At 60.0% G+C, this 12503-nt stretch carries 7 protein-coding genes; 5 read left to right on the forward strand and 2 right to left on the reverse strand.

The genetic code is table 11. From position 1 onward, the window contains the following. Nucleotides 1-72: 72 nt before the first annotated feature. Entirely contained in the window at nucleotides 73-3303 is a 3231-nt protein-coding gene (locus ASU33_RS04530) for a SusC/RagA family TonB-linked outer membrane protein (RefSeq protein ID WP_059068654.1), read from the reverse strand. A 578-nt stretch (nucleotides 3304-3881) separates the two neighbouring features. Continuing rightward, nucleotides 3882-5006: an L-rhamnose/proton symporter RhaT gene (gene rhaT, locus ASU33_RS04535; RefSeq protein ID WP_078062876.1), complete on the reverse strand. Its 1125-nt coding sequence runs from the start codon at nucleotides 5004-5006 to the stop codon at nucleotides 3882-3884. A gap of 233 nt (nucleotides 5007-5239) precedes the next feature. Between rhaT and ASU33_RS04540 the strand changes: the two genes are divergently transcribed. From ASU33_RS04540 to ASU33_RS04560, 5 genes are all read left to right on the forward strand, one after another. Continuing rightward, nucleotides 5240-7348, forward strand: a complete 2109-nt coding sequence (locus ASU33_RS04540; protein ID WP_059068656.1) for a bifunctional rhamnulose-1-phosphate aldolase/short-chain dehydrogenase — start codon at nucleotides 5240-5242, stop codon at nucleotides 7346-7348. Nucleotides 7349-7685: 337 nt separating this feature from the next. Beyond that, nucleotides 7686-8699: a GntR family transcriptional regulator gene (locus ASU33_RS04545; RefSeq protein WP_059068659.1), complete on the forward strand. Its 1014-nt coding sequence runs from the start codon at nucleotides 7686-7688 to the stop codon at nucleotides 8697-8699. Between the two features lie 211 nt (nucleotides 8700-8910). Continuing rightward, entirely contained in the window at nucleotides 8911-10191 is a 1281-nt protein-coding gene (locus ASU33_RS04550) for a sugar isomerase (protein WP_059068661.1), read from the forward strand. After that, on the forward strand, nucleotides 10188-11516 hold the full coding sequence (locus ASU33_RS04555) for an FGGY-family carbohydrate kinase (protein ID WP_059068662.1): 1329 nt from the start codon (nucleotides 10188-10190) through the stop codon (nucleotides 11514-11516). The genes ASU33_RS04550 and ASU33_RS04555 overlap by 4 nt, the downstream gene beginning before the upstream one ends. A 180-nt stretch (nucleotides 11517-11696) precedes the next feature. Then, on the forward strand, nucleotides 11697-12503 hold the full coding sequence (locus tag ASU33_RS04560; RefSeq protein WP_078062877.1) for a (Fe-S)-binding protein: 807 nt from the start codon (nucleotides 11697-11699) through the stop codon (nucleotides 12501-12503).

The raw sequence follows: 12503 nt of genomic DNA on the forward strand, positions 1-12503 counted from the left end.
AGGTGCGCAGGTGACCGGGAACCAGTGGCTTAAGCCGGGCGTGTTCCCGGTCAGGTGTTACCTGTTACTTATTTAGAAAGTCACGTTCAGGCCAAGGGTCATCGATTTAGTCAGGGGCAATCCGCCGTAGTCGGTGCCTACCGAGAAGCCGCTCCCGCCCGTGTCGGAGTTCACGGCATCCACGTTGTAGCCGCCGCGGTAAGTGTCGTGCCCGAAGAAGTTTTCGGCCGACACGTAGATGCGGGCCCCCTGCGCCACCCGCTTGCTAATGAGGTTGCCGAGGTTGTAACCCAGGGTGATGTTGCGTACCCGCACGTAGTTGGTGGAGTACAGCCAGGAGTCGCTCTTCAGGGGCGAGAAGTTGGTAACGGCTTTGCCCCGTTCCCCGGCGCCGGGGTTTTCCTCGCTGCGCCACCGGTCGCGCTGCAGGCCCAGTACGTTCTGCGGCACGCCCATGCCGCTGTTATCAATTGCCCGGCCGATTAGCGAGTACAGCTGCCCGCCGTTCTGGCCCTGCACCAACACGCTTAAATCGAAGCCTTTGTAGCTGAAGCTGTTGGTGATGCCCCAAGTGTACTTGGGGTTAGGCTGGCCGATGATTACGCGGTCTTTGTCGGTGATTACGCCGTCGCCGTTTGCATCGAGGTACTTCGGGTCACCCACGGTCTGCCCCTGGATAATCGGCACCTGGCTGTCCATATCGGCCTGCGACAAAATGCCCGTCTGCTTGATGGCGTAGAACACGTACATCGGCTGGCCCACCATCAGCAGGGTGCTGGAAGCGCCGTAGGGCGAGGCAATTTCGATGGTGGCGTCGCCGGGCCCTAGGTGCTTGACCTCGTTCTGGTTGTGGGCGAAGTTGAGGGAGGTATTCCACTCAAAGCCGCCGGTGTTCAGGTTGCGGGTTTTCAGCTCCACTTCCCAGCCGCGGTTCTGCACCTCGCCGATGTTAACCAGCTGCGACTCGAAGCCCGAGGCGCTCGGCACCGGCAAACGCAGCAGCAAATCCTGGCTGGTTTTAGTGTAGTAGTCAAACGAACCGTAGATGCGGTTCTTGAACAGGCCGTAATCCACGCCTACGTCGATGGTGCGCGACTTCTCCCAGCGCAATTGGGCGTTGGGCGAGGCGTTGGGCGCCTGGCCGGCCGCCAGCGTACCGGTGGTGCTGGCCGTGCCGCCGAAGGTGTAGTTGTAGATGCCCAGGGTAGCAATGCTGCTGTAGTCGCCGATGCCGTTGTTGCCCGACATACCAAAGCTGCCGCGTAGTTTCAGGTCGCTGATGGCAGGCATACCCTGCATAAAGCTTTCCTGCGAGATGCGCCAGCCCACCGAGCCGGCCGGGAAAATGCCCCAGCGCCGCTCCTGGCCAAAGCGCGAGGACCCGTCGCGGCGGACGCTGGCCGTAAACAGGTACTTGCCGTCGAAGGAGTACTGCACGCGGCCAAACACCGATTGCAGCACGTTTTGGGTTTCGGAAGTGCCGTTGTCGGCGGTGCCGGTGATGTTGGTAGCGCCGTTGAGCGTGGTAACCGCTCCGTTTACAAACCCGCCCGACGACTTCAGCTTGTCGGTTTCGGTTTTAAAGAAGTTGTAGGAGTAGCCGCCCAGTACCGCGAGGTCGTGCTTATCGGCAATGACCTTGTTGTACGACAGGGTGTTTTCGTTCACGAAGGCCTGCCGGCGGTAGCCGCTGTAGGTACCCGTGGCCCCGCCGCCGATAAGCCGGGAGTTGGGGATATAGGACTTGGCGCGCGAGTCGGTGTTGTCGAGGTTTACCGAAACCCGGCCGCGCAGGCCCTTGATGAACTCGTACTCGCCGAAGAGCGTGCTGAGGGTGCGGAAGTTGGTGGTGCGCTGCTGGCGGTTTTGCAGCTCGCCCACCGGGCTGATGCTGGTGCCGGCCCAGGCGTACCGGTCGTTGTCGCCGTAGTTGGTGTACACGCCGGCCGAGGCTTCGGCCACCGGCACCATCGTGATAAACTTCTGGGCGAGGTTGTCCTTGCCTTCCACGCCGGGGTCGCGCGACACGGAGTAGGTCGGCGTCACGTTCAGGCCAAACTTCAGCTTATCGGAGGCAATTACCTCCATGTTGGCGCGGGCCGAGTAGCGCTTGTAGTCCACACCAATTACAATGCCCTGCTGATCGGTGTAGTTGCCCGAAACGTAGTAGTTGACGTTGTTGGTCGCGCCGCTGGCCGATACCTGGTAGTTCTGCACCTTGCCAGTCCGGAAAATCTCGTCCTGCCAATCGATGTAGGCCAGGCCGGGGTGGCCGGGCTCAAACCACCGGTCGTCGGTCATAAGCGAGGTGTTCACGGTGCCGGGCGCCAGGCCCAGAATCTGGCGGCGCTGCTCGTTGGTTTGGCCGGCCGTGCGGTTCGGGCCCGATTTCACCCAGTTGGTGTTGATAATTTCGGTGGCGCGCTCCACCCACTCCTCGGCCGAGAGCAAGTCGAGCTTCTTAGCCATCATCGACACCCCGGCGTAGGTGTTGAAGTTGATTTGCGGCTTGCCCGTTTTGCCGCGCTTGGTGGTTACCAGCACCACCCCGTTGGCCGCGCGCGAGCCGTAGATGGCGGCCGCCGCGGCGTCTTTCAGCACCTCGATGCGCTCAATGTCGTTGGGGTTGATGTTGTCTAGCGGGCTGCCGGTGTTGTAGTTGCCGTTGCCGTTGGGCGAGGTAGCCTCGAGCGGAAAGCCGTCGATAACGTACAGGGGCTGGTTGTTGGCCGTGATGGAGCCGTTGCCGCGCACCTGAACGTTGAAGCCGCGGCCCGGCAGGCCGGTGTTCTGTTGCACCTGTACGCCAGCCAGCTGCCCGATGAGCGCCTGATCGACGCGGATAATGGGGCGCTCCTCCAGCTTGGTAGCATCGAGTGTAGCAATGGCGCCGGTAACGTCGGCTTTCTTTTGCGTACCGTAGCCCACTACCAGTACTTCCTCGAGGGCTTTGGTGTCTTCCTTCAGGGTTACGCTTAGCGTGGTTTCACCCGTGAAGCTTCGCTCGACGGACTGAAAGCCTACGTAGCTAAATACCAGCGTACCGCCGGTTTCGGGCACCGACAGCGTAAAGCTGCCATCAACGCCGGTGCTCACGCCGATGGTGGTGCCCTTCAGCGCCACCGTAACGCCCGGCAGGCCTTCGCCTTTTTCGGACACTACTTTACCCGTGAGTTGCCATTGTACCGGCGATAGGACCGTTGTTGCAAGGGCTTGGTGCGGTACCAGGCCCGGCGCAGCCAGCAGCAGCAGCGACAAAGCTGCCTGGGGCTGATACCGTTGCCAACCGTAGATTTTTTTCATGGTCTATCGAGAGAAGTTGAGTGGGATGGCACTGAATTCTTGGCCCAAACTATTTTCCATCTCTACCGAAACCTTCCTGTAGACTACTGTTTGGATTCGCAATCCCCGGAATTCATCTTTTTCATCTGGCATTGCACTCCGCCCGGGAGCGGTTAAACCGCCCCTGTTTTTGGTCATATTCCTACCACAGCCGCTCAGTGCAATCCTTAAACCTAGGGTAATACCGATTATAGCCAACTATTTTTTGCGTCCTGCATGCAGCTTGCAGGAGGGTACCCGAGAGGCTAACCCGACCCAAGCAGGTGTTTAGATTCTTTGCAAAGCAGGCTTCCCCCTGCTCAGTGCAAGCACTGGGTAATCCTAAGGCAGCTACACCTGGCCAAGTTGCTAGAGTCGTATGCTGCCGTAGCAGCGTCAAGAATCAGCGCTCTGTTGGGGCAGTAATCAGGTGAGTAGCCTCCTCATGCAAGCACAATTCCACCATCACCTAGGCCACAAAACAAGAGCGGGCAGCCAGTGGCTGCCCGCTCTTGTTTCACTCACTTATGCGGTAATCGGCGCGTGGATAATTCGAATGTTCAATGCCGGTCTACTACGTTTTGCACTGGGGCTACTTCGGGTGCCGGGGCGCTGCTGGGGGCGGGGGCTTTAGCCTCGGCCTGCGGCTGCGAGCCCAGGTAGTTGCCGTAGCCCACAATTACCGTGGAGAGCACCACCGCCACAATGCCCGCCGTAACGGTGCGCATGGTGAGGCGGTTGGCCCCGCGCCACTCGTGCAGGTACAAGCCCCATAGCGAGCTGAAGGTGATGATAAAGGCCATGTGCAGCGTCCAGCCCGAAAAGCGGAAGTCGCCCAGCTGCGTATCTCCCATGCCATAGAAAAAGAACTGCAGGTACCAGGTAAGGCCGGCCAGTGCACAAAAGAAGATGTTTCGCGCAATGGGCGCCGACACGTTGGTGTAGTCGGAGAAGGTTTTGTTGCGGAAGTTGAGGTACAGGCACCACAACCCGTTGGTGGTAAGCCCGCCAAGCAGGATTACCACCAGAATGGCGTTGTTCTTATACAAAGGGTCGGCGCCGTGCTGCACGGCCAGCTCGGCAATGCCTTGCCCGGCATCGAGGCCAAACGACATGCAGGCGCTCATCACGCCCGAGAAAATGGCCACAAGCAAACCCTTGCGCAGGTCGAACTCGGCAATAGAGGCGCGCTTTTCTTCCGCCGACAGCGACTTTTCCTTCATCACGCCGGCCAAGCCGCAAATCAGGATACCGGCTACGCACACCACCAGGCCCATCAGCACCGCGCGGCCCGAGTCGGAGCCCATCAGCTGGCCAAACTCGGCTTTCCAGATGGGCGGCATCACGGTGCCAAATACGGCGCACAGGCCCAGCGTAACCGCCATGCCCAACGACAGCCCCAGGTAGCGCATGGCCAAGCCAAAGGTGAGGCCGCCAAAACCCCAGAGCGCGCCCCAGATGTAGGACCACAACAAGTCGGAAGTGGAGGCTTCCTGGAGTACGCCCAGCAGATCAGGAACCGTGAGGGCCCCCAGCACGATCGGGGCAATCAGCCACGAGACAATGCCGCCGACCAGCCAGTAGCTTTCCCAGGCCCAGCCCTTAACTTTTTTGTAGGGCAAATAAAAACTGCCGGAGGCGAACCCTCCGACCGCGTGCAGAATAACTCCCCAGATTACAGCCATATGCGAGGTGGTTTTAAGCAAATCTGTTCTTTACCCCAGGGCTAACTCTCCTGCTCCCTCCTGAAAATGCGAAAACGATTGCAGGACCCTTCCGCCGCCAAATCACTGCCGCCAACGGTTGCATTATTTTACTGGAAAGCAGGAGAGTGCAGGAGGTTGACCCCGGAGCGAGCGGCGTACTTTGTTTCGAAGCTTACCACTACTGCTCTACTGGAATTCAACCGAGGCACAATATGGAAAAAACGCTCACCTTTCAGCACGTCAGCTACCTCTGGGACGATGCGAAAGCGCTTGAATTAAGCGGCGACGAAGTAGCTCTGTTTCTCTACCGCTCCAACCTGCTTGGGGCCGATTTGCGCCTCACCAACTACGCCGGCGGCAATACCTCCTGCAAAATTACCGCTACCGACCCCGTGACGGGCGAGCCGGCCGACGTGATGTGGGTAAAAGGCTCGGGCGGCGATATTGGCACGCTCACCAAAGCCGGCTGCGCCAACCTCTACGTAGACAAGCTGCACGCCCTGAAAAACCGCTACCGCGGCCTCGCGCACGAAGACGAAATGGTGGCTTTGTTCGACCACTGCCTGTTCGACCCGAAGTGCGCTGCGCCTTCCATTGATACCCCGCTGCACGGCCTGCTGCCCTTTAAGCACATCGACCACCTGCACCCCGATGCCCTCATTGCCATTGCCGCCAGCAAAGACGGCGAGCAGATTATGAAGGAAATCTGGGGCGACACAATGGCCTGGATTCCGTGGCAGCGTCCCGGTTTCGACCTGGGGCTGCAGCTCGAGGCTACCGTGAAAAACAACCCCGGCATTCGGGGCGTCATTCTGGGTGGGCACGGCTTGTTTACCTGGGGCGAAACCTCCTACGAGTGCTACCTGAACACGCTGGAGGTAATTGAGCAGGCGGCTGCTTACCTGCAGGAGAACTTCGGCCAAAAGCGCCCGGTGTTCGGCGGGGTTAAGCTGCAAAACGGCCCCGATGCGGCTACCCGCCGCAAGTACGCCGCCGAAGTGCTGCCTACCCTGCGCGGCCTGGCCTCGAGCCACCGCCGCATGCTGGGCCACTACACCGACGATGCCCGCGTGCTGGAGTTTGTGAACTCGCACGACTTGCCGCGCCTGGCCCGGCTGGGCACCTCCTGCCCCGACCACTTCCTGCGCACCAAAATCCGGCCGCTGGTGCTCGACCCGGCTCAAATGCACCAGCCCCTGCCGGCCGTGAAGGAGTACCTGCAGGAGCAGTTCGAGGCCTACCGCCAAGATTATACCGCGTACTACGAGCGCTGCAAGCACCCCGATTCCCCGGCCCGCCGCGACCCTAATCCGGTGGTGATTTTGTGGCCCGGCGTGGGCATGTTCACCTTCGCCAAGGACAAGCAGACGGCCCGGGTATCAGCCGAGTTCTACACCAACGCCATCAACGTGATGCGCGGGGCCGAGGCCGTGTCGGAGTACCAGGGCCTGCCCGAGCAGGAAGCCTTCGACATTGAGTACTGGCTGCTCGAAGAAGCTAAGCTGCAGCGCATGCCCAAGCCCAAGTCGCTGTCGGGCCAGGTGGCCTACGTGACGGGCGGCACCGGCGGCATTGGCAAGGCTATCTGCGAAGTGCTGCTGCAAAACGGCGCCTGCGTAGTGGCCGTCGACCGCGACCGGCTCGAGGAAACCCAAACCGAGCTGCGCCAGCGCTACGGCAAAGACCACGCCCTCACCGCGGCCATCGATGTAACGAGCGCCGAGGCCATTGCCAGTTCGCTGCAACAAGCCGTGCTGCAGTTTGGCGGCGTCGATGTGGTGGTGAACTGCGCCGGCCTGAGCATCTCTAAGCCCCTAGGCGAAACCAGCCAGGCCGACTGGGACTTGCTGCAGGATGTGCTGGTGAAAGGCCAGTTCCTGGTAACGCAGCAGGCCGTGGAAATTCTGCGGGCGCAGCAGCTGGGCGGCCACGTGGTAAACATCGCCAGCAAAAACGGCTTGGTAGCCGGCCCCAACAATGTGGGCTACGGCACCGCCAAAGCAGCCCAGCTGCACATGTCGCGCCTGCTGGCTGCCGAACTGGGTCCCGATAAGATTCGCGTGAACACCGTGAACCCCGACGCCGTGCTGCGCGGCAGCAAAATTTGGGAAGGCGACTGGGCCGCTGGCCGCGCCAAGGCCTACGGAGTTTCGGTAGAGGACCTGCCCGCTCACTACGCCAAGCGCACCCTGCTCGGCGAAGAAGTACTGGCCGAAGACATTGCCAAGGCGGTGCTGGTCTTCGTGGATGGCTCGCTAAGCAAATCGACCGGCAACGTGCTGAACGTAGACGGCGGCGTAGCCATGGCTTTTGTGCGCTAACAGTTTAGCGCGGTTTTCTTTAGTGGTTTGGAAAAAAGCAGGCTGGTTTTCGGCCTGCTTTTTTTGTACCTGCTGCGCCCTGGATGCTGCTCGTTGCCTTGTCAATGAGAACGTTCCCGGCATCGTTTGCGGAAAAATATACTTCCGCTATGTTCGGGGTTAGCGCAGATTTGGTAAGTTTTAGTGCTCCCAACCCTCCACCACCACTGTGAACTGCTTGCAGCATTGGCTCTCTTCTCAACCCGCGAGAGATTGTGGGTGCTGCCATGCTGCAATGGCTTGGCGGTAGCATGCTACAGCCAGCCGGGTTCACCTCTATTGCTTCCGCGTACCTGGCATGTATAAGCTGCAGTTCAAGCCCTTTGACAAAACCCCCAAGTACAAGCAGATAGTGCAGTCGGTTATAACCGACATCGAGCGCGGCGTACTGAAACGGGAGGATCAGCTGCCCTCCATCAGCGAGCTGAGCGCCGAGTACTACCTGGCCCGCGACACCGTCGAGAAGGCCTACCGCGAGCTGCGCGCCCGGGGCTTCATTACCTCGGTGCAGGGCAAGGGCTACTACGTGCAGGCCACCGACGCAAGCAAGCTGAAAATCCTGCTGGTTTTCAACAAGCTCAGCTCCTATAAAAAGATCATCTACTACGCCTTCCTGAACGCCCTGGGTGACCGGGCCACGGTGGATCTGCAGATCCACCACTACAGCGCCAAGCTGTTTCAGGACATCATGGAGAAGTGCCTCGGCAAGTACAACCACTACGTGGTGATGCCGCACTTTACGCAGGACACCGAAAAGGCCGATTATAAAGCTATCCTGAACTCCATCCCGACGGGCGAGCTGGTGCTGCTCGACAAGGATATTCCGGACCTAAAGCACCCCTGCCTGAGCGTGTACCAGGACTTCGACAAGGACATTTTCGGGGCACTGGAGGGCGTTACGGATTTACTGCAGAAGTACCACAAACTGGTACTGGTGCTGCCCAGCGTGGGCAATAACTACCCCGTCGAAATTGCCTGGGGCTTCCGTACGTTTTGCGGCAAGCACGGCAAGGAGTTTTCGATTAAGGAAAACGCTATGAATGAGGTGCTGGAAGCCGGTACCGCCTATATCGTGGTCGAAACCACCGACCTGGCCGAGCTCATCAAAAAAGTGCGCCAAACGCCCTACCTGCTCGGCCGCGAAATCGGCATTCTGTCGTTTAACACCAGCACGCTCAAGGAGCTGCTGGGCATCACGGTTATTTCTACGGACTTCGAGGCCATGGGCCAAACCGCTGCCAATATGCTGCTGCAAGGCCGGCAAGAGAAAGTGAAAAACCCTTTCTACACCATTCGGCGAGGGTCGTTGTAAGGCCCCATGTTAGCGGCTCCTCTGCGTTAGGCACGGGAGCCGCTGTTTTTTGCAGGCGACACATTTCTCGCAATTAGTGCTCTTAGCAGGAGAGTTCAGAAGAGTTCGGGGCCGAGGGCGCTCTACTTTGCTTACCGTTAGCTATGTCCCATTCGGCTACCTAGGATTTGCCCAATGCAGCGCCTAGGTGGTTGCTACCCATCGCCTGCTTATGATTGACTCCCAACGCATCCACGACTTCAACCAAAGCCACTTGGATGAGCACCGGTTTCGGCTGGGCTACGTGCGCGACCTGCTGGCTCGCCGCGGTCTCGACGCGCAGCACATCATCCAGCAGCTGGTTGCGTTTCAGGTAGCCATCCCGAGCTGGGCGCTGGGCACGGGCGGCACGCGCTTCGGCCGCTACCCGCTGGGTGGGGAGCCGCGCAGCCTGGAAGAAAAGATCCAGGACGTAGGCCTATTGAACCAGCTCAACGGCTCGTCAAATGCTATTTCGCTGCACATTCCGTGGGACATTCCGGAGGATGTGCCCGCACTGCAGCAGCTTCTGCAGGAAAAAAAGCTGACCATCGACTCGGTCAACTCCAACACCTTTCAGGATCAGCAAGAGCAGGCTTACTCCTACAAGTTTGGCTCGCTGTGCCACACCGAGCAGGCGGTGCGCGAGCAGGCCATTCAGCACAATGTTGAGTGCGTGCGCTACGGCGAGCAGCTAGGTGCCAAAACGCACACCGTGTGGCTGGCCGATGGCTCTAACTTCCCCGGTCAGCAGCACTTCCGCCGCGCCTACCAGCGCACGCAGGAGTCGCTGGCAGCTATCTACGAAGCGCTGCCCTCCGACTGGACAATGCTCATTGAGTACAAGCCCTACGAGCCGCACTTCTACTCCATGATTATCCCCGACTGGGGCACCTCCTACTCGCTGTGCCAGCAGCTGGGTCAGCAGGCGCAGGTGCTCGTCGACCTAGGCCACCACCTGCCCAACACCAACATCGAGCAGATTGTGGGCCGCCTGCTGCACTTTGGCCGCCTAGGTGGTTTCCACTTCAACGGCTCGATGTACGGCGACGACGACCTGACCACGGGCAGCATGAAGCCCTTCCAGCTGTTCCTGATTTTCAACGAGCTGGTAGATGGCGCGCAGGACGCGGCGGTGCAGAACCCCGCCGTGGCGTACATGATCGACGCAAGCCACAACACCAAAGACCCGCTCGAAGACCTGCTGCAATCCGTCGATAACATCCTGGGTGCTTACGCCAAAGCCCTGCTCGTCGACCGCACTACCCTAGGTGAGCTGCAGCAACAGAACGACGTGGTGCGCGCCGAGGAGCTGCTGCGCGACGCTTTCCTGACCGACGTGCGCCCCTTGGTGCAGGAAGCGTACCGCCAGGCCGGCGGGGTGCTCGACCCCGTTTCGGCTTACCGCACGCAACGCATTCGCGAACAACTTATTCAGCAACGCGGCAAGCTTAGCCTCTCGACCGGACTATGAAAAAGACTATCTACGCCGTGTTCGATGTGGGCAAGACGAACAAGAAGTTGATCCTGTTCGACGAAGACCGCCAGATCATCGAAGAAAAGCAGCACATCTGCGTCGATACCGTCGACGACGATGGCTTTCCGTGCGAAAGCGTAGCGCGCCTGTCGCAGTGGGTGCAGGATCATTGGCACGCCCTGCGCACCAACCCGCACTACTCCGTTAAGGGCATCAACTTCACCTCCTACGGGGCCAGCTTTGTGCACCTAGGGGCCAACGGCCAGCCGGTGCTGCCGCTCTACAATTACCTCAAGCCTATGCCCGAGCAATGGGCCGAGCGGTTCTACGCCGCGCTCGAGGAGTCGGCAGAGGAGTTTGCGGCCGTTACCTGCTCGCCGCAGTTGGGTATGCTGAACTCGGGCCTGCAGCTATACTGGCTAAAGTACGCCAAGCCCCAGCAGTACTCGCGCATTCGCACCTCGCTGCATTTGCCGCAGTACCTCTCCTACCTGATTACGGGCGAGGCGTTTAGCGACTACACCTCGGTGGGTTGCCACACGGGGTTGTGGGATTTTACGAAAGGCAATTACCACGATTGGGTGCTGCGCGAAGGCATCGACGATAAGCTGGCGCCGCTCACGCAGGACTCCGTAGCCACGGTAGTCGATGGCGTGCTGGTGGGCGTGGGGTTGCACGACTCCTCGGCGGCGGTGCTGCCTTACTTGCTCGAGTGTTCCGATCCGTTTCTGCTCGTATCCACGGGTACCTGGGCCATTACGCTCAACCCCTTCAACGATCAGCCGCTCACGCCCGAGCTGCTGCGCCGCGACTGCCTGAGCTATCTGTCGCCGAAAGGCCGCATGACCAAGGCCGCGCGGGTGTTCTTCGGCCGCGAGCACGACTACCAGGTGCAGCGCATTGCCAACCACTTCCACGTTAAGTCTGATTTCTACCGCTCCATCGTGCTGGCCCGCCCCTACGATGAGGCCTCGGCGAGCTTTAAGCCGTGGTGCATGGCCGGTACGGGCCCCTTCCCCGATGAGCCGGTGCTGGAATGGGAGCTCGACGGCTTCAAAACCGCCGGCGAAGCCTACCACCACCTCATTCACGGCCTGATGGATATTCTGACCGAATCCATCAACCTGGTGCGGCAGGATGAGCGCATCATCTACGTGGACGGGGGCTTTGCGCGAAACCCGCTCTTTATGCAGGTACTGAGCTGGAATTTTCCGCAGTGCGACATCCGCACGCTGGAGGTTCCGCAGGCCACTGCCCTTGGTGCACTTACCCACCTGGAGCAGGGCGAAGCCTGGACGAAGACGCAGTTGCTGTTTACCTAAAGCCTCACCCCCTAGCCCCCTCTCCAAAAAGAGAGGAGGAACTAGCTTGTAGTTACGCTTGAGCTAGGTTTCTGAGTGAGTCGACAAAGTTTGCGGTGAGGCCTGGCTTTAATTTCTAACTCTAATAACCAAAGCTAGTTCCCCCTCTCCCTTCGGAGAGGGGGCTAGGGGGTGAGGCACATGAAAGTAGGATTGTTCATTCCGTGCTACGTCGATCAGTTTTTTCCGCAGGTGGGCATTGCGACCTACCAGCTGCTCGAGAAGCTGGGCGTGCGGGCCGACTTTCCGGGGCAGCAAACCTGTTGTGGGCAACCCATGGCCAACACCGGTTGCGAGCGTGATGCCGTGCCGGTGTACCAGCACTTTGTGCGCACCTTCCAGGACTACGACTACGTGGTAGCGCCTTCGGGCAGCTGCGTGCACCACGTGCGCAAGCACTACGACATCGTGGAGCAATCGGGCGCGGTGCAGCACGTGCGCACGGCTACTTACGATCTGTTCGACTTCATTACCCAAGTGCTGGGCGTAACGGAGCTGACCGGCCGCTTTCCGCACCAAGTGGGGCTGCACCTCAGCTGCCACGGCCAGCGCGGGCTGCACCAGGCCAACGAGTCGGAAATGACGCCGGTGCGCGATGGGCAGCTTAGCCGCCTGCTGCGCTCCATCGATGGCCTGGAGCTAACGGAGCTGACGCGCAACGATGAGTGCTGCGGATTTGGCGGCACGTTTTGCGTAACAGAGGAAGCCGTTTCGGCGCGCATGGGCCACGACCGCGTGCACGACCACCTGCGCAACGGCACCCAGGTGCTTACCGGCGGCGATATGTCTTGCCTGATGCACCTGCAAGGCCTAGTACGCCGCCAACAGCTGCCCATGCGGGTGCTGCACGCGGCGGAAATCCTGAACGAAGCGCTGCAAACCACCGTGGTACCCGCAGCTATTGGCGCGGAGCAAGTGGTTGCGGCGGAACAACAAGTTACTGACTGA

This window comes from Solirubrum puertoriconensis (assembly GCF_001483135.1).
GTDB lineage: Bacteria > Bacteroidota > Bacteroidia > Cytophagales > Hymenobacteraceae > Solirubrum > Solirubrum puertoriconensis.

Bases quoted from the DNA above. Each gene is read 5' to 3' on its own strand.
- ASU33_RS04560 (WP_078062877.1), top strand. From the start codon at position 11,697: ATGAAAGTAGGATTGTTCATTCCGTGCTACGTCGATCAGTTTTTTCCG.
- ASU33_RS04545 (WP_059068659.1), top strand. From the start codon at position 7,686: ATGTATAAGCTGCAGTTCAAGCCCTTTGACAAAACCCCCAAGTACAAG.
- ASU33_RS04540 (WP_059068656.1), top strand. From the start codon at position 5,240: ATGGAAAAAACGCTCACCTTTCAGCACGTCAGCTACCTCTGGGACGAT.
- ASU33_RS04550 (WP_059068661.1), top strand. From the start codon at position 8,911: ATGATTGACTCCCAACGCATCCACGACTTCAACCAAAGCCACTTGGAT.
- ASU33_RS04555 (WP_059068662.1), top strand. From the start codon at position 10,188: ATGAAAAAGACTATCTACGCCGTGTTCGATGTGGGCAAGACGAACAAG.
- rhaT (WP_078062876.1), bottom strand. From the start codon at position 5,006: ATGGCTGTAATCTGGGGAGTTATTCTGCACGCGGTCGGAGGGTTCGCC.
- ASU33_RS04530 (WP_059068654.1), bottom strand. From the start codon at position 3,303: ATGAAAAAAATCTACGGTTGGCAACGGTATCAGCCCCAGGCAGCTTTG.